Origin of the sequence: Paenibacillus albicereus, from assembly GCF_012676905.1 — a bacterium.
Taxonomy (GTDB): Bacteria; Bacillota; Bacilli; order Paenibacillales; family Paenibacillaceae; genus Paenibacillus_O; species Paenibacillus_O albicereus.
Window position 1 is genome coordinate 3,430,519 of sequence record NZ_CP051428.1, and the last position, 24,028, is coordinate 3,454,546.

The window sequence follows — 24,028 nt, forward strand, 5'->3', positions numbered from 1 at the left end:
TCTCCTTCGGTATCGGTTCGGGATCAAGCGTTCAAATAATGGCGCTGCACCCAGTCGAAGCTGCTGGCCACGCTGTCGAGCGGCGGGTTCTGGCAATGATCCTGCTCCACGATCAGCCACTGCACGCCCGCTGCCTCGGCTGCCTCGATGACGCCCGGCAGATCCACGCCGCCTTGTCCGAGCTCCAGCGTCTTCATTCCGCCTTGCTCGTCGAGGGCGAAGTCCTTGAGGTGGAGGAGCGGCAGGCGTCCGGCATACTTGCCGATGTACGTCACCGGATCGCGTCCGGCGAACTGCACCCAGCAGACGTCCATCTCGACCTGGACCGCTTCCGGCGCCGTCGCCTGGAACATGGCGTCGAACGCGTTCTCCTCGCCGACCCGGCCCTCGAACTCGAACTCATGGTTGTGGTAGCCGAAGATCAGCCCCTGCTTGGCCGCCTCGGTCCCGATCGCCTGCAGCTCGGCGTACAGGGCGGTCCAGCCCTCGCCCGTCTGCGGCCGGTCCTCTTCCAGGAGATAAGGACAGATCATGTACGCGGCGCCGATCGTCTTCAGGTAGTCGATCTCCTTCTGCAGGTCCTGGCGCAGCGCGTGCAGCGAGACGTGGCTGCTGAAGCCCTTCAGGCCCAGCTCGTCCAGCGTCGCTTTCATCTCTTCGGCGGTAAGGTCTCCATAACCTGCGAACTCGACGCCTTGGTAGCCGAGCGCCGCCACTTTGCGCAGCGTGCCCTTGAAGTCGGTCGCGGTCTCCTCCCGCAGCGTGTACAGCTGCAGGCCGATGCTGATTTTGGTCATGATGGGAAGTCTCCTCTTCGGAACGGGATTCTAGCTCTGGTTTCATTCTAGGCGATTCCCCTCTACAATGAACATATCCAATTCCGGCAAAACATGAACGATTTGCTTGGAAATCTCGAGATGGGGGCCGTTCGTCCTGGAAACTTCCGTGCTGATCTGCGACTATTCCAGCCATTACAAGCCGTTTCTCCACGATGCGAGAAGCGGCCTGCAGCATTATCTATTTCGCCTGCAGACCGAAGGCACCTGCGAGGTCGCCTCGGGCGGCGCCTCCTACCGGCTTGCCGGCGGCGACCTGCTCCTGCTTCGTCCCGGAGACGACTATCATCTGATCGTGAACGAGCCGGCCAAGAAGGGCCGGCTGTCGAGCGGAGACTATTACCTCTTTTGCCAAGGCACCTGGATCGACGGATGGTGGAGCCGAAAGGCGCGCCCGACGGTCAGTCCCATCGGAGCCGACGAGCAGCTCATCACGCTGTGGCGCAGCCTTCTGCTGGAAAAGCGCCGCCACGCCCTCGACGAGGATGCGGAGCTGAAGGACGCGCTCCTGCGCAGCCTCTGCCTGTACATCGACCGGGCGATCAGCGAGAGCGTGCCGAGCGGGGCGCCGGGAACGGCGGCGCTCAAGATCAAGCGGTTCATCGAGGAGCATGCCTTCTCCACCTTCAAGCTCGAGGAAGCGGCGCGGCATGCCGGACTGAGCCTGTCCCGCGCGGTAAGGCTGTTCAAGGAGCAGTTCGGCAAGACGATGATCCAGTATGCGATCGAGATCCGGCTGCAAGCGGCCGTCGAGCAGATCAAGTACAGCGAGCTGAAGCTCGAGCGGATCGGCAAGGCTTGCGGCTTCGCCAGCTACTCGTATTTCCACCGCGTCTTTCGAACGCATTACGGGCTCTCTCCGCTGGAGTACCGATCCCTGCACTTGCAGCGAGGCTCGGGCGGCTCGGAGGGCGAGTCCTGACCGCAACAAACGGCCAAAAAAAGCGGTCCCGCCCGTCCTCGGACTCGGCGGAACCGCTTTTTTTCTCGGGCGGGCAAGAACGGCTTCAGCCCGGAGCGCCGGCCGCCACCGCCTGCGCCCGAGCCAACCGGCCGCGCAGCCAGCGGCTCTCGCGGGCGAGCATGCCGGCGGGGTCGCCGCCGAACCATTCGACCGAGCCGAACAGCTCCGGCTCGCCCGCGGCGAGCTCCAGCAGCGGCTCGTAGTCGATCGCGCCGTCGCGGAGCGCGACCATGCCCTCGCGGCTGCCTCCGGCCGCATAGACGATATCGGGGCGGAAGACGCCGACATGCTCCAGCCGGTCGATGTTCTTGAGGTGCAGGTAGCCGATCCACGGCTTCAGCTCCCGCCAGCAGACGGCCGGGTCGCCTCCCGCCTCCCACAGATGGAGGGCGTCGAAGTTGAGCAGCGCCGCTCCCGGCCGCAGCGCATCGGCCAGCCGCATCATCTCCGCCGCCATCGCCGGCGTGTCGAGCAGCGTCGCCGGATGCGTCTCCAGCAGCAGCTGCACGCCCGCCTCGCGGCAGAGCGCCCCGAGCTCGCATGCCTGCTCGATGACGGAGCGGCGCTCGCCGCCGTTCAGCTCGGCGCTGCCGCGGCCACCGGCGAAGATGCGCAGGCGCGGAGCCCCGCACCAGAGGGCGCGCTCGATCAGCCTCAGGCAGCGGTCGCGGCTCGCGGCAAAATCGGCCTCCGGCGAGACATCGACATAGTGGCTTACCATCGAGATCGAGAGGCCGTGCGCGCGGAGCCGCCCAAGGTCCTCTTCGGCCTGCCGGCGGTTCAGCTCATGGAGCTGGGCGGCATGGGCGCCCCACAGCTCGATGCCGTCGTAGCCGAGCCGCGCGGCCAGCTCCGCCAGCTCGCGGAACGAGACGAGCTGATGGCGGAACGAAATCGTGCACAGCGCCGTCTTCATGCCGGAACCTCCGCCGGCTGCGGCAGCGGCGGGGCCGGCTCGCCGAGCTTGGCCTGCCGCCAGCCGTCGTACTGGCGCCAAACCTCCTCCTTGATGCCGCGTTCGATTTCGTCGGCTTCGTCGAGGCTTTCGAGCAGCGTCTCGACGAGCGCTTTTTTGCCGGTCATGGCGATCTTCACGGACAAATAGTGAGCGGTCGAGTACGTCTGGCACAGGTCCTCGACGCGGTTCGCCCACTTCAGGAAATGATCGCGCGAATAGCCGAGCGTGTCCTGGAAGTACATCAAGGCGTACTCGTAGCCGTACTTGCGGATCGCGAGCACCTTGAGCTGCTTCAGCGCCGGCAGCAGATGCGCGAGCGCCTCCGGCGATCCGGCGTCGGCCGCCCTCGTCACGATGGCGCGCACCTGCTCCGTCAGCTCGTTGCGCTCCGGGCGGAACGTCTCGCGGAAGTAGGCGTCCACGAGCTCCAAGGAAGGCGATCCCACCTCCCCCGCATCGATCGAGTAGCCCGCGCCGTCCTCGCCCATCGCCAGGATGGCCGCGACGACGTCGTCCCTTTTGGCCTCTCCCTCCCAGCGGAAGTCCGGATCGAACACGAACCACGTATCGTCCCGATCGGTCTTCGACACCATCAGATAATGGGGAAACGGGCTCATGCCCGCCTTCGTCTCGCGGTCCGGCAGCCGGCTCATGTCGAGCATGACGAGCAGGTAGCGATGCTCCGGCTGGGCCTCCATCAGCTCCAGCAGCCGCTGCACGTTGCGCTCCGGCGAGAGGCCGGGGTCATGCCAGCGCTCCGCGCGCAGGCCGAACAGGCGCTCGTAATCGTCGAACCGCCGCTGATGCGACAGCCTTTCGGAATGATAGGCGAGGCGGCCGTCGGCCGTCACGTCGAACTCCGCGTCCCATACGCCGAAATAGAACGGCCGGTGATCGGCTTCTCCGCGCCTTTTTACGATCTCGCACAAGCAGCTCATCAGGCAATGGATCTTGATGCTCATGTCAACCCTTCCCTTCCGCTGCGAGCGGGCGCAGCTCCCCCATGAAGTCCAGCACCGAGCCGACCGTCGCGAACGCGCGCGGATCGACCTCCGCGTCCGGCACCGCCAGCCCGAGCCGCACCTCGATCCAGACGATCAGCTGCATGACGAGGATAGAGTCCAGCCCCAGGTCCTCGGCGAGCCGCAGCTCGTCGTCCAGCCGCTCCGGCAGCCCGCCGAGGCCCAGGCTCTGCTCCATCAAGGCGCGCAGCTCGTCCCTTCTCCCTTCTCTCGGCATCGCTTATTCCTCCTCCCGGCGCAGGCGCGCGCGGCTGATCTTGCCCGAAGGCAGTACGGGCAGGGCGGAGACGAGCGCGATCGCGGCCGGCACCTGATAGGCGGGCAAAAGCTTGCGGCATGCCTCGCGGATCGCCTCCTCGCCCACGCTTCCGTCGGCGACGATGCGCGCGCTCACGCGCTCGCCCATGACCGGGTGGCGGCTGCCGTAGACGACCGCCTCGCGTACGCCTTCCACTTGCAGCAGCGCCCGTTCGACCGCGGCCGGATACACCTTGCGCCCGCCGATGTTGATGACGTCGTCCACGCGGGCGACGAGCCGCAGCCCGCCGTCCGCCGCGCGGTAGGCCAGATCGCCGGTGCGGAATTCCGTGCGCTCGGCGGCGGATTCCCGGCCCCCGGCGCCTGCTCCCGGATCGGACAGGACGATCCCGTCCGGACGCCGCTCGCCCCTTTCCTCCTCCGCTGCGGTCAGCGTCGGCAAAGGCGCACCGGCGCCGCGACCATATTCGCCGGCGGCTGCGGCAAGCGGCTGCCGGCGGCGCAGCGCAAGCTCCGCCGGCTCGTCCGGGCCGCTGCCCGCCCGCGCCTCGAAGCGGCCGAGCTCCGCGCCGATGTCTTGGACGCCGGCCATGCGGGCGGACAGCGAGACGCAGCCGAGCTCGGTGCAGCCGTACTGCTGCATGAGCGTGTCCGCCGAGGCCTGCAGGCGCTCGAACAGCGGCTCCGTCATCGGCGCGCCGGAGGAGAGCAGCCGGTGGAAGCGCATGCCCTTTCCCGCGAGCGAGGACAGCAGATGGAACAGCAGCGGCACGCCGTAGGCCAGATGGCGCGGATGCTCGCGCAGCGCGGCCAGCATCGCCTTGGGGTTGCGGGCCGGAGCGAGCACCGGCTCGCCTCCCCGCGCCAGCGTGGCCACGACGCCGCACAGCAAGCCGAAGGAATGCGACACCGGCGCGAGCACGACCGTCGTCAGGCCGCTGTCCGCGCCGGCGCCGGCCTGCTCGAGCGCGCGGTTGTAATCGGCCGTCTCCTCGGCGATGTCGGCCCACGTCCGCCGCAGCAGCTTGGAGCGGCCGGTCGTGCCGGAGGAATGCTGGAGCAGCGACGGCTCCCACGGCGTCCGCGCCTGCGGCTGCGGCCCGGCCAGGAACTGGTCGGCGCGGCCGTAGACGAGGCCGCAGCAGCCGCTCTCGAGCGAGGTCTCGAACGCCGCGTCCAGCGGCATGTCCTCGCTCAGCAGCAGCGCGGACGCGCCCTCCTCGCGCAGATAGAGCGCCAGCGCCGCCGTCTCCTCGCGGCTTTCGAGACAGAGCGCGTACAGCCTGCCGGCCGGCCGCGCGAGATGCGGCAGCCGGCGGAACCCGGCCCAACGAGACTCAAATCGGCTGGACATGGAGCATCGCCTTCCTTTCTTGAATTCGATGGCGGGCGGCGGCCAGCGGATTCGGCGCCTCGTGGCAGTAGGTGGCCGCCGGGTCCGGGAACAGCCGCCCCTTGGTCAGCGCCTCCACCCGGCTTGTCGGGGTGAAGGGGTCGAAGGCGGCCAGCCTCTGCGCCAGCTGCGGGAAACGCTCGAAATGGGCGTCCAAACGCTCGGCCGCCAGCTCCCAGAACGCTTCCTCCGCGAAGCCGTGGCGGCGCTCCAGCATCCAGCTCAGCTCGCCGAGGTTGAACAGCAGCAGCGCATCCAGGAGCGTATCGCGCACGGAGGCCGGATCGTCCTGCTCGAACAGCGCGTTCGGCGCGGCGAGGCCGAAGTTCTCATGGATCGAGCGATAATCCGGACATGCCTGCGGCTCGGCCAGCAGCGGAGGGTGATAATAAAAGCCTTCGTGCACGTCCTTGAGCGCGGAGCGCTCCGGCCAGCCGCCGCGATGCAGCAGCGCCATGTTCTGCCCGTGCGACTCCAGCGCGACGCCGTGCGCGACGAGCAGATGCGCGGCCGGCAGCAGCGACACCTCCAGCAGCCGGCGCGTCCACCGCCGGACGCCGTATCGCTCCAGCCAGGGGCCGATGAACGTGCCGTCCGCGTCCTCCGCGAACAAGGCGTTGAACGGCGCGGCCTGCTCGCCCGCCTCCAGCTTCGGCTCGAGCGACTCGCGCCAGAGGCAGGCGAGCACGCCGTAGATGTCCGGCTCGACGCTCTCGTCCGCAGGCGGCGGATCGTAGACGACGCCGGCGAATTCCTCGAGCAGCACCAGCCTCGCCTCGTCGCGCAGATAGCCGTCGCCGGCGATCATCCCGCTCAGCCAGCGCGACGTCTGAGGCGCGCTCGCGACCGAATGCGGGCTCAGATAGCGCGAGGCCGACGTGTTGACGAGGCTCATCGCCAGCTTCGCGTACGGCCTCTCCGGCCGGGAGCGGTTCGTCATCGTGCGGATCGACTGCTGCGGCGCGTACAGGTCGCCTCCCTCGCCGAGCAGCACGATCGTCCCCTCGCGGATCGGGTCCGCCAGCGCCCGCGCGATCCGGTGGCGCCATTGCCAAGGATGGACCGGCAGCAGCGCGTAAGCGTCCGGATCATGGCCGAGTCCGCGCAGCCGGGCGCGGAACGCCTCCACCGTCTCCTCCCCCAGCTCCTCGCGGACCAGGCTCTCCAGCGACAACTCCGGCGCGCAGGCCCGATGCAGCCAGCCGTCGTCCCGCACCGCCGCCCACAGCAGCCTCAGCTCCGGACGATATTCCGGCCCGTAGCGGAAGTTGTCCGCATAGTCGAAGCCGACCCGCGACTTGTACGATGGATGATAAGGATGGCCTTCGCCGAGCTCCGTCTCCAGCTCCCGGTACGGCAGCTCGCGGAGCGCGGCGACCGGAGATGGATGGCCGTAGCGGTAGATCGCATCCTTGAGGCGCGTCTCTTCCAGCTCGCGAATGAACGCGGCGAGGCTGTCCGGCTCGACATCGGTGCCGCGCAGCAGCTCCGCCATCATCATGCCGAGCGGCGTTCCCTCCGCCGCCCCGCCGGCCGAGCGCCGGCGGACCGGACCGTCCAGCCGGATGCGGCCGAACGTCGCTGTCCGGCGGCCCTCCGCTTCATACGAGACGGAAGCTCCGTTCCGGTCCGTCCCCCGCAGCGAGAACAGCAGCCGCGGCCGCCCTTCCGGCCCGCCTTCCGCGGGCAGCTCCTCGTACGGCACGAGCCGCTCGAACAGCATCGACTCGGCCAGCTGGCGGCGCATCCGCTCGCCGACCTTGTCATAAGCAGGCGAGCGCAGCGCCTGCTGCACGAGCTCGTCCTGCCGGGACGCCGGGGCCGACGGCAGATGCTCGTCCCGGCGTCCAAGCTCGTCCTGCCGCACAGGCTCGCCCTGCATCCAGCGCTCGTTCTCGTGCACGTGCTCGTCGTGCCGTGATCGCTCGCGTTGCCGCATCTGCTCTTCCAGTCGCATTCCATCGTCCAGCTGCCTGTCCGGCATCATGAAGCTCCTCCTCCCATCGCTTCGGCGAGCGCCCTGCGCCCGCCGCTCTTCCGTCCGAGCCCAGCCGCCGCGAGCAGCGGGTTAGGGATCGGCACGTAGACCGACTGCCGCTCGAGCGGCAGCTCCAGCTCGTCCATGTCATGCAGACGCGTCAGCAGATTGCCTTTGCACGGCAGCTCCTCCGCCTGCAGCAGCCGCTCCAGGAAGCGCGAGCCGTCCCGGTCCAGCGGGCGGAACGCTTCCAGCTCCCGCCGGATGTCCAGCAGCAGCTCCTCCTCCTCGGCCAAGCCCTCGCTGCCGAACGCGCCGGCGAGGCCGAACAGATGGTTGACCATCAGGTAGTAGATCAGATGCTCGTCCGTCACCTCGTCGGCGTAGACGTCGCCGCTCTTGCTGCCGATGCCGGGCAGCTCGCGCTCCAATACGCCCAGCATGGAGCGGCTGAAATAATAGCCTTGATTGTCGCGGAACCAGTACCGCACCGGCCAGCCGTCGCCGTCCAGCTCGACGAGGCTGTTCTGCATATGCGCCTCGAGCGCGATGCCGTACGCGAGATGCAGCCGGACGAGCGGTCGCAGCGACAGCACGAGATAGCGGCGGAACCAGCGCCTTGACGCCTCCGCCTCCGCGAGGCCGGTCCGCTCGGCGAGCCGTCCGATCAGGCGGCCGAGCGGCGAGCGCCTTCCGGGCAGCGGCTCCTGGGCGAGCGCGGCGATCGTGACCGTCCGGCACGCCTCGCCGCCGCGGAACGGATTGTCCCGCAGCACGACCTCGAAGCCGCTTGCCGGGCCGCCCTGCTCCTCCAGCGTCGCGTAGGCCGGGTCCGCCATCACCGCGAAGCCGGAATCGGCCCGGCAAGCCTCGCCGATGCGCGTATCGAGCAGACGGCGAATTTCGATGCCGCTCTCGAGCTCGTTCGTCTTCATGACCCGCAGCGAGTTGGTCAGCTTCACCCGCAGCGAGAATTTAAACATGTAGGCCGCATCCGGATGGTAGACCGTGCGCACGGATGATGTCGGCAGGTATTCCCTGCCCCCTGGCCCCAGATCCCGCAGCAGCCCGCGCTTCAGCCAGTCTTGCGTCCGCGGCTGCTCCAGCAGCCAGCGCGCCTGCAGCGGATGGACCGGGAGCATCGTCCACCCGGCGTCGGCGGCGCGCTCCTGGAGCTCCGGCGCCGCTTCGGGATCGGCCAGCAGCTCGCTGCGCAGCAGCTCCGAAGCCGGCCGAACGACCGCCGACCGCTCTCTGACGATGGACGGATGCGCCTGGAAATAGTGCAGCCGGAAGCGTCCCCCGAGCTCGGGACAGTAGACGCTCGCTTCCGTGCCGTTCATGCCTTGGCGGCTTTTCGGCGTCGGGTGGAAGCCGTGGCCGAAATAGAGCGACTGCTCGGCGGCCAGGAAATCCTCTTCGCCTGGCTCCGGCTCCGGCCGGGCAAGCGCGGCGGCGACGATCTCCTCCACGTTGCGGCAGCTCTCGATGATCCGCAGCAGCAACTCGTCGCGGCGTGCCGAGCCCGGCCTCGTCAGCGCCAGCTCCTGCGCGAGCAGCGCCGACGCCGTGACGTAGTCGGCTTCCGCCAGCGCTCCGCCGAGCTCCGGCCGGTACCAGGCTTTGCCGCTGGCTCCATGCCTGCCGGTCGGCGAGTAATAGTTCAGTCCGATCCACAGCACGAGTCCCTGCGCGCTCAGGCGCAGCTCCAGCGAGCCGGCCCGGCCCGGCTGGACGCCCGCAGGCGCTTCGTGCGGCAGCCGCAGCTCGGCGGCCGTCCTTGTTTCGCGGGCATAGCAATTGACCATCGCTTGCAGAGCCGTCCGCTCTGCGGCCGATCTGGCCTCGTTCATGATGAACCCCCTTCTTGTCCTGCTTGGCTCGGTCGATCGCTTGCCAATATGAGGAATGAACGTTTATAATAATGATAATCATTCTCATCTTATTTCGAAAAAAAAAGGAGCTTGCCATGCCCAGCGTCATGAAACGCTCTTCCTATACCCTCGTCTCCTTGAAACGGCACCAGGCCGAAGCCGGATCGCTGATCCCGCCGTTCCGGCTGCTTCGCCACGCCCTCATCTTCCTGTTCGACGGCTTCGGCCGGATCGAGCTCAACGGACAGCCGTCTCCGCTCCAGCCCGAAAGCTGCTGGGCGCTCGCTCCGGGCACTTGGATCAAGGCCGAGCTGCGGGCAGAGCGTCCGCTCGACGCCTATGTGCTGGAGTTCGACGGCAGCGGGCCCAGCGCCTTGCCCCTGGCCGAGGAACAGCCGCTGCCGGGCACGGCGGGCGAGGCGGGCTTGCCCGCGCGCTGCATCCGCATCGCCGGCCCCAGCTCCGTGCTGACGCTGCTCGGCGGCATGCTCGAGCTCGGCCGCAGCCGGACGCCTTCGGCCTTCTTTCGGCGCCAGGCGCTGTTCTACGAGCTGCTGCACCGGGTCAGCCTCATGCCGGGCGAGGAGGAGAACGGCGCTCAGGAGGCGGTGCGGCGCACGATCCGCTATTTGGAGACGCATTATATGGAGCCGATCCAGGTCGGAGAGCTGCCGAGGATGGCGAGCTTGACGCCGAGCGCCTACTGCCGGTCGTTCAAGAAAGCGACCGGCCAGTCGCCGACCGCCTATTTGACCGAGCTGCGCATGCGGCAGGCCAAGGAGCTGCTGCGCCAGCCGGGACGTCCGACGCTGCGGGACATCGCGGCCAGCGTCGGCTATGCGGACGAGCTGTATTTCAGCCGGCTGTTCAAAAAGACGTCCGGCCTCTCGCCCAGCGCCTTCGCCGGCCGCAACGCAGCGCGCGTCGCGGTCGTCAGCCATCTGTTCCTGCAGGACCATCTGCTGGCGCTCGGCGTCAAGCCGGTCGCCGCGCCCGCCTTTCCGAGCGTCTACCGCACGTCGTCGGGCTTCCCGAACTATCTGCAGCCGCAGCTCGAAGGCACGAAGCCGCTCAACGCCGAAACGTCGATCCGTCCGGACGACGTGCAGCGCCTGTCGCCCGACCTCATCATCAAGATGGACTTCGGCGGCAATCCGACCGACGGTCCGTGGCGCGGCCTGCCGAACACCGTCTGCATGGACGGCTTCGGCGGCTGGCAGGCCTACCTGGAGGCGCTCGGCGGCATGCTCGGCCGGGAAGCCGAAGCGGAAGCCGCCGCTGCCCGCGTGCACGGCATCGAGCTCGCCTATCGCGGCCAGCTCGCCGCCGCCGCCGAGGCGGCCGGAGAGCTCGCGATCGTGCGCGTGCTGCCCGGCGACTTCCGCCTGTTCGGCGCCGACGGCCATGCGTTCAGCGACCTGTTCTACGGAGCGCTCGGGTTTCGGCCGCACGGCCGCATCCGCCACGGCTTCTATCGCAGCCATGCGTTCGAGGAGCTGCTGCGGATGGATCCGGACAGCATCCTCGTCGTGTGGAGCGATGCCCGCGAGCTGTCCCGGCTCCGCTCCCACCCGGCGTGGAGGGAGCTGCGCGCGGTCCGCGAAGGCAGGCTGCACGTGCCCGACAGCCGCGAGTGGGACCCATGGGGGCCGTCCGGACGAGAATTCACCATCTACGACTGCGCCCGCTACTTCGCGGGATCGCCCCGGGGGTCCGCCCGCGTATTCTGAGCCGCCCCCGCCCGGCCCGGCTCCAGCCGGGTTACAGCCAGGTAATGAGCTCGGATGCCGGAATTCTCGGCTCCGCCTTCGGGATTGCTTTCGGATAGCCGACATGCAGGTTGCCGACCGCCCGCTCGCCGGGACGGATGCCGACCGCCTCGCGGAACACTTCTTCGTTCAGCCACTCGTACGTCTCCCACACCATGCCGATGCCCTTGTCCCAGGCAAGCAGGCTGAAGTTATGGATGACCGTCGCCGTCGCGGCGTAATCCTCCTCCCTTACCTGCAGGTAAGGGTTTTCCTTCATTACGACCGTGACGATCAGCGGATTGCTCATGATCTTGCGGTAATATTTCTGGCCGGTCTCCTGCTTTTTGGCCGGATCGCGCTCCCAGCGCTCGTTCATCGTCCGGCAGGCGTCGGCGATTTTGCAGCGTCCCTCGCCCGCGGCGACGATGAACCGCCACGGCTGGGTCATGCGGTGGTTCGGCGCCCATACCGCCGTATCGAGCAGCTCCATGACGAGCTGCGGGTCGATCTCCCGATCCTCGAATACGTGCACGCTGCGCCTTCCGCGAATCAGTTCGTTCAGTTCCATGGCTACCTCCATTGCAAGCTGCAGGGCGGCTCGCCGCCCGCATGTCCTAGCATAACCGCCCCTCCGGCGGCGAGGCTATGGAGGGCATTGTCCCTTTTCCATGGACAAAAAAACCGCCTGCGGCAGCGAGCCGCAGACGGCAAAGAACAAGCGTTGGCAGAGGGCGACCCCGACCTGCCGGAGCAAGACGCGTCGGCTCGCCGGCGGGCGCGGCCGGTCAGAGCGAGCCGAGCGCCTCGCCGATGCTGCCGCGCACGAGATGGGTCGCCATCCGGTCCAGCGGGGTCGGCGTGAGGTTGATGAGCACGAGGCTGTCGCCCCGGAACAGCGAGACGAGTCCCGCCGCCGGCTGCACGGTCAGCGAGGTGCCGGCGACGATGAGCGTGTCCGCCTGCCGAATATGCGCGGCCGCCCGCTCAAGCAGGTCGAAGTCGAGATTCTCTTGATAGAGCACGACATCCGGCTTGATGATGCCTCCGCACTCCGGACAAAGGGGCACCGGCCGCGGATCGCCGGTCACGGCCGCCAGCGGATGGAAGATGCCGCAGTCCAGGCAGCGGTTGCGGTGGACGGACCCGTGCAGCTCCAGCACGTTGACGCTGCCGGCCCGCTGATGGAGCCCGTCGATGTTCTGCGTGACGACCGCCTTGAGCCGTCCCTCGCGCTCCAGCTCGGCGAGCTTGAGGTGGGCGGCGTTGGGCTGCGCTCGCGGATGGAGCATATGGGTGCGGTAGAACGAGTAGAAGTCGGCGGGATGGTCGAAGAAGAAGTCCCGGCTCAGAATCTCCTCCGGCGCGTACATCTTGCTCGTGCGCTGCTCGTACAGGCCTCCGGCCGAGCGGAAGTCGGGAATCCCGCTCTCGGTCGAGGTTCCGGCTCCGCCGAAAAAGACGATGCGTCCGCTCCTGCGGATCGCCTCTCGATAATCCGAATCCGTCATGCCGGCCGTGCTCCTCTCGTCGGTAAAATGGGACGCCGGCGGCTCGTCCGGCGATCCTAGCAGGCGGGCGGCAGCTCGTCCGAGCCGCGACGCCCCGCTTTAGAACCGCGTCCGGTAGACCGCCTTGTTTTCCAAGCCTCGGATCAGCGGAGTCCATGCTTCCTGCTCCGGGATGGAGCCGAGCGCATCCTCCACCATCTGCAGCTTGGCGTCGAGCGAGTCGATGTAATGGAGCGCCACCGCCTCGGCGAGCTGAGGCTGCACGGGGCTGCCCCATTCGCCCAGATTGTGGTGCGACAGCACGAGATGCTGCAGCACGGTCACCTTCGGCGAATCGGCCGGCACGCCCAGCTTGAGCGCCGCCTCCACGATCCAGCCGGAAATGAGCGCCAGATGGCCGATCAGCCGGCCGCGGTCGCTGTACTCGGACACGATGCCGAGCTGCGCGTTCATCTCCTCGGGCTTGGCCAGGTCATGCAGGACGATGCCCGCGATCAGCGCGTCGCGGTTCAGGAACGGCCGCTGCGCGCACAGGAATTCGCCGATCTCCAGCATGCGCACCGTATGGTAGGCCAGTCCCGCGTAATAGGCATGATGATGGCTCTTGGCGGCAGGATAGTGCTCCAGCCGGTCGCCGGCCTTGACGACGCAGTAGGCCGCGATGTTCCGGATGTCCGGATCGCCGATGCTGTCGACCTTGGCGCGGATCTGCGCGACGAGCTCCTTGGCCTCGACCGGCGCGGCTCGGATATAGTCGGTCAGCTGCACGCCGTCCTCCGGGCCCGCCGGCCGGATGCGGATGATCTTCAGCTGAAGCCGTTCGCGGTACAGCTGCGCGACGCCGTGCACCTTGGCGACCTGCAGCGATTGCAGCGTCTCCTTTTCGCCGGGCTTCAGGTCCCAGTATTTGGCCGTAATCTGGCCGCTTGAATCGGCAAGCACGAGGTCCCAGTAGTCCTTGGGCGGAGTCGCGTTCGTCTGCTTGACGTCAAGCTCCTTGACGAGAAAGAAGCCGGTCACCTCTTGCTTGTCGGTCAGCGTGCTGATCAGGGTCATGCGTGAAAGCTCCTTCCGGTAAAGCCATAATGAACCTATTATACTCGATTTGGCAGCGGACGGATAATCGGCCTGGCTTCCCTGCGCGCGTATGCCCTCGCTTGCGATTGGAAACCCTTGCAGGAGGGTAAGGACAACGTATCAGAGCGAAGCTCGATTCGACGGAGGAGGAATCTTCATGAACCGCAACGACCACGACCACAACGACCACGATAAAGGACTCGCGACTGAAAAGGACATCGACCCGCGGCACGGCCTGTTCGAGGATCAGCCGGAGGGAAGCCGGGTTCCAAGCGCCGAGGAGGAGCTTCTCCGCACGTATCCGTCCGGAGAAGGCACCTACGGCGGCGTGCAGGTCGACCGCTATACGGTCGCGTCCTCGGAGGCGAACGAGCGCCTCGCGGACGATATCGCGTATGCGGAAGGCCCGGACCCGGGCGACTATGCCCGCCAGCGCGATGGCGGCGACTATGCCGTCGAGACGCCGGTAGGAGAATCGCCGGTCCCCGGCGCGGGGCTAGCGGAAGCGGACCTCGGTCTCGACCGGACGACGTCCAAGCCGAGCGCCGATGCCGAGCTCGACCTGACGGACGGCACGCCGGTCGACCCGGTCGCGCCGCCGGACGAATTCCACGGCACCGACCTGCTGAACGGCGTCGGCTCGGCTCCTCAGGAGGAGAACCGCTAGCAGGCATGCCGCCGCGCGTTGCATCGTGAACGGCGCCCTGGCACGCAAAAAGGGACGAAGCTGAGGCTTCGTCCCTTTTTGCGCAGTGACTTCGGCATCGATGCGGAACAGACATGGGAAGGTTTTGCCCTGTCCCCTCGCTTCGCCGGCTCCGGCCGCCGCTCATGCCCCGTCCGTCCCGTCCGTCCCGTCGGCCTCGTCAGTCTTCCAGCCGGAACCCTTGCTCGCGGAGCAGCCCGGTGAACGTGCGCGGCGGATAAGCCGTCCGCCCGCTCATTTCCTGCGTCCACGTCGTATCGCGGCCTCCCCCGGAGCGTCCGCGGATGTACTCGCGGTACTCGCGGTCGTACGCTTCCAGCCCCTCCCGGCGGCTGCCCGCCGGATAGCGGTTTTCGGCGTAGACCGCCGTGCGCGGCAGCCGCGGACGGCGGTCGGGCTCCTCGGCCGGCACGCCGATGCACATTCCGAACACCGGGTAGACGAGCGGCGGCAGCTCCAGCAGCTCCGAGACGGCGCGCATGTCGTTGCGGATGCCCCCGATATAGACGATGCCGAGCCCCTGCGCCTCGGCGGCGATCGCCGCGTTCTGCGCCGCCAGCGCCGCATCGACCGTCGCGACGAGGAAATACTCCGTCGATGTCTGCAGCTCTGCGCCATGCATGCCCGCCGCCTCGGCGAAGCGGCTCAGGTCGGCGCACCAGACGAGGAAGACCGGCGCCTCGCGCACATGCCGCTGGCCTCCGGCCAGCTCGGCCAGCCGCTCCCGCAGCTGCGGGTCGGTGATGCCGATGACGCTGTAGGCCTGCATATGGCTGGACGAAGAGGCCATCTGCGCGCTGCCGAGAATCCGGTCGAGCTGCTCCGCCGTCACCGGCTCATCCGCATACCGGCGGATCGAGCGGTGCCCCTCCAGCAGCGACAGCGTCTGCTCCATGCGGATCGCGCTTGCTTGCTCCTGCTTGCTCATGTCCATCTTGACCCCTCCCGTACGTGCTTGCTTTCGTTACCGCAGCAATTTCTGCATCCGAGCCTAGAATAGGCATTCGGACGAGCCTTGTCAATCGCAGGAGCCGGCACGCTTCCCGCTCGGCAAATTCTGTCCCTCACCAAAAAAAAGCCCAGGCCCGCTTGCAGGCCTGGACGCATTCTGAACTTCCCTCGGCGCCTCGCCGGCGCAAGCGTTGCCAAAGCAGGCGATCCCGCCCTGCGAGCTGGCGCCCCTTCGGCCCGCATCGCCAGCGCTTACTCTTCCTGCAGGTTGGCGATCATGCGGTCGAACAGCTTGAGCATCGTCTCCATCTCTTGTTGCTCCATGCCGCGGTACAGCTTCAGCATGAGCGCATGCCGGGTCTCATCGATCTGCTTGAGCAGCTTGAGGCCGGCCGTGTCGATGCTCAGCAGCACGACGCGCCGATCCGACTCTCCCCGCTCCCGCGCGATGTAGCCCAGCTCGACGAGCCGATCCGCCAGACCCGTCACCGCGCCCGACGTGATGAGCAGCTTGTCCGCGAGCACCGATGCCTTTTGCGGCCCTTCCGTGGCCAGCAAGGTCAATATGCGGGCATGCGTAAGGCCGAGCCCGTGCTCGTTGTCCCGGTTCCATTCGGATGTAATCAGCTTGCGCACCAGCCGGAACCGGTCATCCAGCTGCTTGGTCAGCTCTTCCGTTGCCCCATCCTGTACCATGCTTTCGCCTCCTGCTTCTTCTCTTGCGTTCGTGATGTAGGATAACCTTATAGGGTCAACTTCTTGTAGGTAAAGCAAAAAAAGACAAAAAACCCGATCCTCGGGCAGCTCCGCGCATGACGGAAGCATCCTTAAAGGCTTCCTACGCCGGACGACGGGATCAGGTTTCATATTAATTTACATAGGCTTGATGAAAGGAGGCGGCGCTGCGGTCCACAGCCCTCTCCGCGCCTCGAGCCGGGCTTCGCCCAGTACGCGCTGCACCGTCCACGCCGCATGGCCCGCCGCCTGCACGACGAGGCCGCTGCGCCAGGTGCGCGAGACGCCGATACGCACCTCCCGGCCGGGCAGCTGCGGCAGCCGGCCCAGCGTATCCCGCAGCCGCCGCTCCAGATCGGCATCCGCGCCGCGCCCGAACAGGCAGAACGTGCCCCAATGCGTGAAGCGATGCCAGCTGCCCGGAGCGGCGAGCAGCTGCATGCCCGGCTCGATCAGCTGACGCTGGCGGAAAATCAGCTCGCCGTCCTCGTATACCGTCAGCCGGTTGTCGAGCCTGCGGTAGCGGAACACTTCTCCGCGCAGCGTGCGGCCCGGGCAGAGCACCTCCGCCTGCATCCAGCTGGCGCCCGGCGCGAGCCGCACCTCGGTATCCGCGAGCAGCGAGGCGTCCTCGTACAGCATGACCGGCTCCGGCAGATGCTCGCATACGGCTCCCTCCTCGAGCGCGAAGCGCTGGCGCAGCGAGGCCCCGCCGCCTTCCGGGCATCGATGCGCCTTGAGGAAGCTCTGGTTGGAGATTTGCGCCGACGCGCCGGCGCCGAGGCTCCAGTCGAGCTCGTAGCGGTCTCCATCCAGCATGCCCGGAGAGACGTCCATGACGAGCACGCCCGAGCCGAAGCCGAGCGGGAACGCCTTGGCGATCTTGATCGGCGACGTATGATAGCGCGAAGCGAGCCGGGTCAGCCCGCCTTGCTGCTCGAAGCGCGCTTGCAGGACGGATGCTGCGCGCTCCGCCGCCGCAGGAGCCGCCGGATCGCCGGCAGCCGCCGGCCGGCTCAAGCGAGCGCGCCGCCTGGGCCAGCCATCTTGAGCGGCGTCAGGCTCGGGCTCAGCTCGGCAGCAGCCGCTCCGTGGCCATGCGTCAGCCCTTTGGCATGGGCGAGCTCATGCTCGATCCAATCGACCATCTGCGGCACCCCGTTCCCGCCGAACAGGTTGGTGAAGACGAACGGACGGTCGCCGCGCATGCGCCGCGAGTCCTCCTCCATGACCGCGAGGCTGGCGCCGACATGCGGGGCGAGGTCGATCTTGTTGATGACGAGCAGGTCGGAGCGCATGATGCCCGGGCCGCCCTTGCGCGGGATCTTCTCCCCCTGGGCCACGTCGATGATATAGATGAAGCGGTCCACCAGCTCCGGGCTGAACGCCGCCGCCAAATTGTCGCCGCCGCTCTCGATGAAGATCAGGTCGAGCGGCGAGAAGCGCTCCTCCAGCTCCTCGATCGCCTCGAAGTTCATCGAGGCGTCCTCGCGGATGGCCGTATGCGGGCAGCCGCCCGTCTCCACCCCGATGATGCGCTCCTCCGGCAGCACGCCGGTCGCGGCGAGGATGCGCGCATCCTCCTTCGTATAGATGTCGTTGGTGATGACGGCGAGATTCCAGCGGTCCTTCAGCTCGCGGGAGAGCGTCTCGACCAGCTTCGTCTTGCCCGAGCCGACCGGGCCGCCGATGCCGATGCGCACCGGACGCCCCTGCGGGATCGGATTCGCGTTCCACTCGATATGGGTATGTCCTTGGCCTTGGCACATGGGGAACTCCTCCTAAGAATGATGGAATAAGGATCGAATCAGGACATGAACAGCCGGGAATAAAGCGTCTCGTGGCGGATCATGCCGAGCTCCGAGCCCGGCATGTCGCTCCAGGCGTCCTCCGGCTCCATCGCCAGCGCCGCGCGCGCGGCCTGGACCGTCTCGCCCGACAGCAGCGCCAGCAGCCGCTGGGCCTCCGTCTGGCCGATCGCCATCAGGCGCAGCGCGCTGTTCACGGCATGGCTCAGGCAGCCGTACAGCCAGCCCTGGAGCGCCTGCTCCTCGCCGATGCCGGCTTGCCGGCAGATCCAGCCGAACACGAGCGGGTGGGTGAGCAGGCACTCGCCGCTCCGATAGGCCGCCTCGAGCCGGGCGAAATCAAGGCCGGGATAGCTGCTGCGAGCGAGCGCGAGCAGGCGGCGGCCCATCTTCTCCATCCCGGAGCGGGTCTCGGCGCTCATGCGGCCGGCATGGACGAGCCGCTCGGCGGCCCACAGCCGGTCCCACTCCTCGATCGGCGCGTCGCGGTACACGGCGCGGACGACGAGCGCGTCCGTCGTCGTCCAGCTCTGCCGCAGCATCGCCCGCAAGTACGCCTCCAGCTCGTCGGGGCGGGCGATGTCGCCCTCCTGGACGAGCGTCTCGAGGCCGAACGAGTGCGAGAAGCCGCCGATCGGCAGCGCCGAGTCGAGCAGCTGCTGCAGCACGAGCCACGGCACGAGCGGTGCGGACGGCGAGGCCGCCGCAGCCGGAGCGCCCGCCAGTGGCTGCGCGAACGGCGCGCCGTCCTTCGGCTGTGCCGGCACGATAGACGGCGACGTCCACGCAGCGAAAGCACCCGTCGTCGGCCGGGAGAGCGGCGCCCCGGCTTCCGGCCGAATCGCCCCTGTCAAAACAGGAAATACCGCTGCGCCATCGGCACGGTCTCGGCCGGCTCGCAGACGGCCGGCTCGCCGTCGACCGTCACGCGGTACGTCTCCGGATCGACGACGATGTCCGGCGTGGCGTCGTTGTGAATCATGTCCTTCTTCGTGACGGAGCGGCAGCCCTTGACCGGCTCGACCCATTTCTGCAGCCCGAGCCGCTCGGCGATGCCTCCGTCATAAGCCGCTTGGGAGACGAAGGTGATGCTCGTGCGCTGCATCGCCTTGCCGAACGCGCCGAACATCGGACGGCCGAACACCGGCTGCGGCGTCGGGATCGAAGCGTTCGGATCGCCCATCTGGGCGTAGGCGATCATGCCGCCCTTGAGGACGAGCTCCGGCTTGACGCCGAAGAACATCGGGCTCCAGACCGCGAGGTCGGCAAGCTTGCCCGGCTCGATCGAGCCGACGAGATGCGAGACGCCGTGCGTGATCGCCGGATTGATCGTGTACTTGGCGATATAGCGCTTGATGCGGAAGTTGTCTCCGGCGTCCGTATCCGGCGCGAGCGGGCCCCGCTGCCGCTTCATCTTGTCGGCGGTCTGCCACGTGCGCAGGATGACCTCGCCGACGCGGCCCATCGCCTGGGAGTCGGAGCTCAGCATGCTGAATACGCCCATGTCGTGCAGGATGTCCTCCGCGGCGATCGTCTCCGGCCGGATGCGCGAGTCGGCGAAGGCGACGTCCTCCGGTATCCGCGAGTCCAGGTGATGGCACACCATGAGCATGTCCAGATGCTCCTCGATCGTGTTCACCGTAAACGGACGCGTCGGATTCGTCGAGCTCGGCAGCACGTTGAGCTCGCCCGCCGCGCGGATGATGTCCGGCGCATGGCCGCCTCCGGCGCCCTCGGTATGGTACGTATGGATCGTGCGGCCGCCGATCGCGGCCAGCGTATCCTCCAGGAAGCCCGATTCGTTGAGCGTATCGGTATGGATGGCGACCTGCACGTCGTAGCGGTCGGCCGCCTGCAGGCAGGCGTCGATCGCCGCCGGCGTCGTGCCCCAGTCCTCGTGCAGCTTGAGGCCGATCGCTCCCGCCTCGATCTGCTCGATCAGCGGCTCCTGGAAGCTGGCGTTGCCCTTGCCGGTGAAGCCGAGGTTCATCGGAAACGCCTCCGCCGCCTCCAGCATCCGGGCCATATGCCAGGCGCCCGGCGTGCAGGTGGTGGCGTTCGTTCCGGTCGCCGGACCGGTGCCGCCGCCGATCATCGTCGTCACGCCCGACGAGAGCGCGGTCTCGATCTGCTGCGGACAGATATAGTGGATATGCGCGTCGATGCCGCCCGCCGTGACGATCTTGCCCTCGGCCGCGATCACCTCCGTGCTCGCGCCGACGATCATGCCCGGCGTGACGCCGTCCATGATGTCAGGATTGCCGGCCTTGCCGACGGCGACGATGCGGCCGTCGCGGATGCCGATGTCGCCTTTGACGATGCCCCAGTGGTCGATGACGACGGCGTTCGTGATGAGCGTGTCGAGCACGCCCTCGCTGCGCAGCGCGGAGCTCGACTGGCCCATGCCGTCGCGGATGACCTTGCCTCCGCCGAACTTGCACTCGTCCCCGTACACCGTATGGTCGTGCTCGATGACGGCCCACAGCTCGGTGTCCGCCAGCCGTACCGCGTCGCCCATCGTCGGGCCGAACATGCCGGCGTAGCTGCCGCGATCTATCTCCCTCATGACCGTCCGCCCTCCCGCTGCTCCCACTGCTCCAGCCTGCGCCGCACGTCGTCCGGCATCGCGCCGGCCTGGGCCGGCCCGCTGGTCAGCCCGCTGAGCCCGTAGCCGAGCCGGCTGCCCCCGAGCTCGACGAGCTGGACCGGCTTCTCCTCGCCAGGCTCGAAGCGGACCGCCGTGCCCGCCGGGATGTCCAGCCGCATGCCGAAGGCCGACTCCCGGTCGAACCGCAGGCCGCGGTTCACCTCGAAGAAATGGTAGTGCGAGCCGACCTGCACCGGCCGGTCTCCTTGATTGACGACGATCAGCTCCGCCGTGCGGCGTCCTTCGTTGAGCACGATGCTCCCCTGAGCCGTGCGGTATTCCCCCGGTATCATCGCGGTCCTCCTCCTCGGCCGTCCGGCCGCTTCTCTCTATCCGCCGATCGGATGATGCACCGTCACGAGCTTCGTGCCGTCGGGGAAGGTCGCCTCTACCTGCACCTCGTGGATCATCTCCGGCACGCCCTCCATGACCTGGCTACGGGTCAGGATCTGCGTCCCGTACTCCATCAGGCGGGCGACAGTCTGGCCGTCGCGCGCGCCCTCCATGATCTCGGACGTGATGAGCGCCACGCTCTCGGGATAGTTGAGCTTGACGCCTCGGTTCAGCCTGCGGCGAGCCACGTCGGCCGCCACCGTGATGAGCAGCTTTTCTTTCTCGCGCTCGGTCAACTGCATGCCCTTCACCTCTTCTCCGGAATAGCTCCATTATAGCCGCGCCTCGGACGGAAAGTAAATGAGTTATGTTAGATAATCTAACATAAGGAAACCGGAAAGCGCGAAAAAAAGCCCCGTCGTCCATATGGACAACGGGGCGAGCGAGTCGGCATGTCAGCCAAAGTTCCTTGACGGCAGCAGGCGCTACCAGATGCGCAGCAGCAGATCGACGAGCCCGGCGGACTCTCCCTCCTGGCTGCCGATCAGCAAGACGGCCATCAGCATCACTGCGCATGCCATGACCATCATCCACAGGTATCTCATGGACGTCCCTCCGCTTCGATTCTTTTCGATAGGACCATTGTACCGCAGGAAGGATCGTTCATGCCGTAAAGCAATCCTAAAAAAACCTTAAGAAAGTCTAAAGATCGCTTTCCTGGGCCAGCGGCAGCCGGACCTGGAACGAGGTCAGGTACGGATCGCTCGCGGCCGAGATGCCGCCCCCGTGCTGCTCCACGATGCTTTTGGCGATCGCCAGGCCGAGGCCGGAGCCGCCGCTGCCGAGGCCGCGCGCCTTGTCTACGCGGTAGAACCGGTCGAACAGATGGGGCAGGTCGACCGACGAGATCATCTCCCCGTAGTTGACCACTTCCACGACCGCCTCTTCGCCTTCGGCCGACGCATGGAGGTCGACCTTGCCGCCGTCCTTGCCGTAATGGATCGCGTTGGCGAGCAGATTCTCGAATACGCGCACGAGCTTGTCCGGATCGCCCGTGACGGGCAGCTTGCCGGATGGAGCGTGCAGCGCGCCGGCGAGGCCGGCCTCCTCCAGCGGCACCCGGTACTGGATGAGCAGCTGGCGCAGCAGCTCGGTCAGATTGAACGTATGGATGCGCTGCGGCGACGTCTCGTACCGCATCTTCGTATAGTCGAACAGGTCATTGATGAGGACGTTGAGCCGCTTGGACTTCTCATAGGCGATGTTCACGTACTGGCGCACCTCCACCTCGTCGCGGCAGCGGTCCTGCTCGATCAGGCCGAGGTAGCCGATGATCGACGTGAGCGGCGTCCGCAGGTCATGCGAGACATTCGTGATGAGCTCGCTCTTGGTCTGCTCGGCCCGCCGCTCGTCGTCGAGCGACAGCTGCAGCTTGTGGACGAGATAGTTGATGTAGGCGGCCAGGTCGCCGAGCTCGTTTTTCTGGCGCACGGGCACTTGGTAGTCGAAGTTGCCGTCAGCGATGTAGCGGACGCTGCGGCTGACGTCGCGGAAGTAGCGGAACTGCCGCTGCTGCAGCAGCAGCAGGAACAGCAGGAACAGCCCGAGCGCGAGGATGACGAGCGTGAAGTCCCCGAGCTGGTCGATCAGCAGATGCGCGAGCCACCGCAGTCCGGGCAGCTCGCTCGCCAGCCGTTCCGCGACGACGACGAGCAGCACCGACGTGATGACCGACAGCGCGGCGCTCAGCGCCAGATGGAGCAGCAGGCGGAACGTCATGTCCTTGACGACGTTGTCATCCTTCAATTTTGTAGCCGACCCCCCACACCGTCACGATGAACTTGTCTCCCGTCTCCTGCTCCAGCTTGTCCCGCAGCTTGCTGATATGCACCATGACGGTATTGTTCGATTCGTAGAATTTTTCCTTCCATACTTGCTGGAAAATGTCCTCCGCGCTGAACACCTTGCCCGGATGGGAGGCGAGCAGATGGAGGATGCCGAACTCCGTGCTTGTCAGATGGAGCTGGCGGCCGTCCTGGCGGCAGGTGACCGTATGGGTCGACTTGTCGATGACGAACGGCCCGAGCTCGACCGCTCCATCGCCCTCGCCGCCGGCGGACTTCGGGAACTGGTAGGCCCGCCGCAGCAGCGACTTGACGCGGGCGACGAGCTCCAGCGGATTGAACGGCTTGACCATGTAGTCGTCCGCCCCCGTCATCAGCCCCATGATCTTGTCCATATCCGCCGCCTTGGCGCTCAGCATGAGGATCGGCACCTGGGCGGAGCCCTCCCGCCGCAGCTGGCGGCAGACCTCGAGGCCGTCCGTCTTCGGCATCATGATGTCGAGCACGATCAGATGGAACGGCTCCGCGGAGGCCAAGGCGAGCGCCTCGTCCCCGTCATGGGCGAGCACCGTCGCATAGCCCTCGTTGGCCAGATAGATCTGGATCAGCTCCGCGATCTCGCGGTCGTCGTCGACGATCAGCAGCTTTTTCACGCACACCCACTCCTTACTGCCACTATACCGCACGGCCGCCGGCCTTGGAAGCGCGCGCGCCCGATCGCAAGAGCCATTTAAGGATTCTTCAGGCTTTCTTTAGGAAAAGGCAAAAAGAGCCGTCCCTCCGGTCTGCAAGTTCGACCTTTCGGGACGGCTCTTCTTTACCGCGGCCTGCTGAAAACGGAAGCTCAGCTTTCCACGCGGTCGGTGATCGTGATGAGGTTCTGGTCCGGATAATAGACGCAGTATGCGCCCAGTGCCTCGGCGATGAAGCGCAGCGGCACCATCGTCGTGCCGCTCATGTTCTGCGCCGGCACCGACAGCTCGATCTCCATGTCGTTGACCTTGGCCTTGGTCTTGTTGACCTGGAGGAAGATTTCGTTCTTGCCGCGCGTCGCCTGGATCGTCTGCTCGTACTGGTCCCAGTCGACCGTCGCGCCCATCGCCTCGAAGATGCCGCGCAGCGGCACGAGTGTGCGCCCGTCCTTGACGATCGGATCGTGGTCAAGCGTCTGCCTCAAGCCGTTGACCAGCACTTTAGGCGCGTCCTTGGCGGCCTCCGCGGACGGAGCGGCCGCTCCGGCGCCGGCGATCAGGATGCCGGCCAGCAGCAGCCCTGCCGCTTTCTTGCTTCGATATGTACTCTTAATACTCATGAATCATGCCTCCTCGCAGCGGATTTGATTCTCATTAAACCGCTTTCCGAAACACTTAAACGCAGTCGATAAC

24 protein-coding genes are annotated in these 24,028 nt (G+C 66.9%); 3 read left to right on the plus strand and 21 right to left on the minus strand.

All coding sequences use genetic code 11. The annotated features are described in order from the left end of the window. Positions 1-23: 23 nt before the first annotated feature. Positions 24-797, minus strand: coding sequence for a sugar phosphate isomerase/epimerase family protein (locus tag HGI30_RS15350; RefSeq protein ID WP_168908359.1), 774 nt, complete (start codon positions 795-797; stop codon positions 24-26). A gap of 106 nt (positions 798-903) precedes the next feature. Between HGI30_RS15350 and HGI30_RS15355 the strand changes: the two genes are divergently transcribed. After that, positions 904-1,758 carry a helix-turn-helix domain-containing protein gene (locus HGI30_RS15355; protein ID WP_235680146.1) on the plus strand — a complete coding sequence of 285 codons (855 nt, stop codon included), beginning with the start codon at positions 904-906 and terminating at the stop codon, positions 1,756-1,758. A gap of 85 nt (positions 1,759-1,843) precedes the next feature. Here the strand turns inward: HGI30_RS15355 and HGI30_RS15360 are convergent, their stop codons facing one another. The 6 genes from HGI30_RS15360 to HGI30_RS15385 are packed head-to-tail and all read right to left on the minus strand — an operon-like array spanning position 1,844 to position 9,262. After that, positions 1,844-2,716, minus strand: coding sequence for a sugar phosphate isomerase/epimerase family protein (locus HGI30_RS15360; RefSeq protein ID WP_168908360.1), 873 nt, complete (start codon positions 2,714-2,716; stop codon positions 1,844-1,846). Then, complete coding sequence (locus HGI30_RS15365; protein WP_168908361.1) at positions 2,713-3,720, minus strand: DUF6005 family protein; 1,008 nt, start codon at positions 3,718-3,720, stop codon at positions 2,713-2,715. The genes HGI30_RS15360 and HGI30_RS15365 overlap by 4 nt, the downstream gene beginning before the upstream one ends. 1 nt (position 3,721) lies before the next feature. Next, positions 3,722-3,997: a phosphopantetheine-binding protein gene (locus HGI30_RS15370; protein WP_168908362.1), complete on the minus strand. Its 276-nt coding sequence runs from the start codon at positions 3,995-3,997 to the stop codon at positions 3,722-3,724. A 3-nt stretch (positions 3,998-4,000) separates the two neighbouring features. Continuing rightward, positions 4,001-5,392: an AMP-binding protein gene (locus tag HGI30_RS15375; RefSeq protein ID WP_168908363.1), complete on the minus strand. Its 1,392-nt coding sequence runs from the start codon at positions 5,390-5,392 to the stop codon at positions 4,001-4,003. Further along, positions 5,376-7,418, minus strand: a complete 2,043-nt coding sequence (locus HGI30_RS15380) for an IucA/IucC family protein (protein ID WP_168908364.1) — start codon at positions 7,416-7,418, stop codon at positions 5,376-5,378. Before HGI30_RS15380 ends, HGI30_RS15375 begins: the two co-directional genes overlap by 17 nt. Continuing rightward, positions 7,415-9,262 carry an IucA/IucC family protein gene (locus HGI30_RS15385; protein WP_168908365.1) on the minus strand — a complete coding sequence of 616 codons (1,848 nt, stop codon included), beginning with the start codon at positions 9,260-9,262 and terminating at the stop codon, positions 7,415-7,417. Before HGI30_RS15385 ends, HGI30_RS15380 begins: the two co-directional genes overlap by 4 nt. A 116-nt stretch (positions 9,263-9,378) precedes the next feature. Between HGI30_RS15385 and HGI30_RS15390 the strand changes: the two genes are divergently transcribed. Beyond that, positions 9,379-11,013 carry an AraC family transcriptional regulator gene (locus HGI30_RS15390; RefSeq protein WP_168908366.1) on the plus strand — a complete coding sequence of 545 codons (1,635 nt, stop codon included), beginning with the start codon at positions 9,379-9,381 and terminating at the stop codon, positions 11,011-11,013. A gap of 31 nt (positions 11,014-11,044) precedes the next feature. Here the strand turns inward: HGI30_RS15390 and HGI30_RS15395 are convergent, their stop codons facing one another. From HGI30_RS15395 to HGI30_RS15405, 3 genes are all read right to left on the minus strand, one after another. Then, a complete protein-coding gene (locus tag HGI30_RS15395; RefSeq protein ID WP_168908367.1) occupies positions 11,045-11,602 on the minus strand; it encodes a nitroreductase family protein in 558 nt (185 codons plus the stop codon). Between the two features lie 217 nt (positions 11,603-11,819). Beyond that, the gene (locus tag HGI30_RS15400; RefSeq protein ID WP_168908368.1) at positions 11,820-12,542 is read right to left on the minus strand and encodes an NAD-dependent protein deacylase; all 723 of its coding nucleotides are present in this window, start codon (positions 12,540-12,542) and stop codon (positions 11,820-11,822) included. 99 nt (positions 12,543-12,641) lie between these two features. Continuing rightward, the gene (locus tag HGI30_RS15405; RefSeq protein WP_168908369.1) at positions 12,642-13,598 is read right to left on the minus strand and encodes a 3'-5' exoribonuclease YhaM family protein; all 957 of its coding nucleotides are present in this window, start codon (positions 13,596-13,598) and stop codon (positions 12,642-12,644) included. A 178-nt stretch (positions 13,599-13,776) separates the two neighbouring features. Here HGI30_RS15405 and HGI30_RS15410 point away from each other — a divergent pair, with 178 nt between their 5' ends. Beyond that, positions 13,777-14,286, plus strand: a complete 510-nt coding sequence (locus tag HGI30_RS15410; RefSeq protein WP_168908370.1) for a hypothetical protein — start codon at positions 13,777-13,779, stop codon at positions 14,284-14,286. Positions 14,287-14,485: 199 nt separating this feature from the next. Here HGI30_RS15410 and nfsA read toward each other — a convergent pair whose 3' ends face one another. From nfsA to HGI30_RS15465, 11 genes are all read right to left on the minus strand, one after another. Beyond that, entirely contained in the window at positions 14,486-15,259 is a 774-nt protein-coding gene (gene nfsA, locus HGI30_RS15415) for an oxygen-insensitive NADPH nitroreductase (protein ID WP_235680147.1), read from the minus strand. Positions 15,260-15,528: 269 nt separating this feature from the next. Next, positions 15,529-15,972 (minus strand): MarR family winged helix-turn-helix transcriptional regulator, encoded by a 444-nt coding sequence (locus tag HGI30_RS15420; RefSeq protein WP_168908371.1) that lies wholly within the window; start codon positions 15,970-15,972, stop codon positions 15,529-15,531. 177 nt (positions 15,973-16,149) lie between these two features. Further along, positions 16,150-17,031, minus strand: coding sequence for an urease accessory protein UreD (locus tag HGI30_RS15425; RefSeq protein WP_168908372.1), 882 nt, complete (start codon positions 17,029-17,031; stop codon positions 16,150-16,152). Further along, a complete protein-coding gene (gene ureG / locus HGI30_RS15430; RefSeq protein WP_168908373.1) occupies positions 17,028-17,780 on the minus strand; it encodes an urease accessory protein UreG in 753 nt (250 codons plus the stop codon). Before ureG ends, HGI30_RS15425 begins: the two co-directional genes overlap by 4 nt. Before the next feature lie 38 nt (positions 17,781-17,818). Next, positions 17,819-18,586 (minus strand): urease accessory protein UreF, encoded by a 768-nt coding sequence (locus HGI30_RS15435; protein WP_235680148.1) that lies wholly within the window; start codon positions 18,584-18,586, stop codon positions 17,819-17,821. A gap of 83 nt (positions 18,587-18,669) precedes the next feature. Then, on the minus strand, positions 18,670-20,385 hold the full coding sequence (gene ureC / locus HGI30_RS15440; RefSeq protein WP_168908374.1) for an urease subunit alpha: 1,716 nt from the start codon (positions 20,383-20,385) through the stop codon (positions 18,670-18,672). After that, positions 20,382-20,759 carry an urease subunit beta gene (locus HGI30_RS15445; protein ID WP_168908375.1) on the minus strand — a complete coding sequence of 126 codons (378 nt, stop codon included), beginning with the start codon at positions 20,757-20,759 and terminating at the stop codon, positions 20,382-20,384. The genes ureC and HGI30_RS15445 overlap by 4 nt, the downstream gene beginning before the upstream one ends. A 36-nt stretch (positions 20,760-20,795) precedes the next feature. Next, positions 20,796-21,101 carry an urease subunit gamma gene (locus HGI30_RS15450; protein ID WP_168908376.1) on the minus strand — a complete coding sequence of 102 codons (306 nt, stop codon included), beginning with the start codon at positions 21,099-21,101 and terminating at the stop codon, positions 20,796-20,798. 400 nt (positions 21,102-21,501) lie between these two features. Next, the gene (locus HGI30_RS15455) at positions 21,502-22,605 is read right to left on the minus strand and encodes a sensor histidine kinase (RefSeq protein WP_235680149.1); all 1,104 of its coding nucleotides are present in this window, start codon (positions 22,603-22,605) and stop codon (positions 21,502-21,504) included. Further along, positions 22,595-23,296, minus strand: coding sequence for a response regulator transcription factor (locus HGI30_RS15460; RefSeq protein WP_168908377.1), 702 nt, complete (start codon positions 23,294-23,296; stop codon positions 22,595-22,597). The genes HGI30_RS15455 and HGI30_RS15460 overlap by 11 nt, the downstream gene beginning before the upstream one ends. Positions 23,297-23,487: 191 nt before the next feature. Then, the gene (locus HGI30_RS15465) at positions 23,488-23,955 is read right to left on the minus strand and encodes a copper amine oxidase N-terminal domain-containing protein (RefSeq protein ID WP_168908378.1); all 468 of its coding nucleotides are present in this window, start codon (positions 23,953-23,955) and stop codon (positions 23,488-23,490) included. Between the last annotated feature and the right edge of the window lie 73 nt (positions 23,956-24,028).

Bases quoted from the DNA above. Each gene is read 5' to 3' on its own strand.
- HGI30_RS15410 (WP_168908370.1), top strand. From the start codon at position 13,777: ATGAACCGCAACGACCACGACCACAACGACCACGATAAAGGACTCGCG.
- HGI30_RS15400 (WP_168908368.1), bottom strand. From the start codon at position 12,542: ATGACGGATTCGGATTATCGAGAGGCGATCCGCAGGAGCGGACGCATC.
- HGI30_RS15385 (WP_168908365.1), bottom strand. From the start codon at position 9,262: ATGAACGAGGCCAGATCGGCCGCAGAGCGGACGGCTCTGCAAGCGATG.
- HGI30_RS15360 (WP_168908360.1), bottom strand. From the start codon at position 2,716: ATGAAGACGGCGCTGTGCACGATTTCGTTCCGCCATCAGCTCGTCTCG.
- HGI30_RS15420 (WP_168908371.1), bottom strand. From the start codon at position 15,972: ATGGTACAGGATGGGGCAACGGAAGAGCTGACCAAGCAGCTGGATGAC.
- ureC (WP_168908374.1), bottom strand. From the start codon at position 20,385: ATGAGGGAGATAGATCGCGGCAGCTACGCCGGCATGTTCGGCCCGACG.
- HGI30_RS15375 (WP_168908363.1), bottom strand. From the start codon at position 5,392: ATGTCCAGCCGATTTGAGTCTCGTTGGGCCGGGTTCCGCCGGCTGCCG.
- nfsA (WP_235680147.1), bottom strand. From the start codon at position 15,259: ATGGACATGAGCAAGCAGGAGCAAGCAAGCGCGATCCGCATGGAGCAG.
- HGI30_RS15390 (WP_168908366.1), top strand. From the start codon at position 9,379: ATGCCCAGCGTCATGAAACGCTCTTCCTATACCCTCGTCTCCTTGAAA.
- HGI30_RS15380 (WP_168908364.1), bottom strand. From the start codon at position 7,418: ATGATGCCGGACAGGCAGCTGGACGATGGAATGCGACTGGAAGAGCAG.
- HGI30_RS15465 (WP_168908378.1), bottom strand. From the start codon at position 23,955: ATGAGTATTAAGAGTACATATCGAAGCAAGAAAGCGGCAGGGCTGCTG.
- HGI30_RS15365 (WP_168908361.1), bottom strand. From the start codon at position 3,720: ATGAGCATCAAGATCCATTGCCTGATGAGCTGCTTGTGCGAGATCGTA.
- HGI30_RS15370 (WP_168908362.1), bottom strand. From the start codon at position 3,997: ATGCCGAGAGAAGGGAGAAGGGACGAGCTGCGCGCCTTGATGGAGCAG.
- HGI30_RS15445 (WP_168908375.1), bottom strand. From the start codon at position 20,759: ATGATACCGGGGGAATACCGCACGGCTCAGGGGAGCATCGTGCTCAAC.
- HGI30_RS15395 (WP_168908367.1), bottom strand. From the start codon at position 11,602: ATGGAACTGAACGAACTGATTCGCGGAAGGCGCAGCGTGCACGTATTC.
- ureG (WP_168908373.1), bottom strand. From the start codon at position 17,780: ATGTGCCAAGGCCAAGGACATACCCATATCGAGTGGAACGCGAATCCG.
- HGI30_RS15350 (WP_168908359.1), bottom strand. From the start codon at position 797: ATGACCAAAATCAGCATCGGCCTGCAGCTGTACACGCTGCGGGAGGAG.
- HGI30_RS15450 (WP_168908376.1), bottom strand. From the start codon at position 21,101: ATGCAGTTGACCGAGCGCGAGAAAGAAAAGCTGCTCATCACGGTGGCG.
- HGI30_RS15405 (WP_168908369.1), bottom strand. From the start codon at position 13,598: ATGACCCTGATCAGCACGCTGACCGACAAGCAAGAGGTGACCGGCTTC.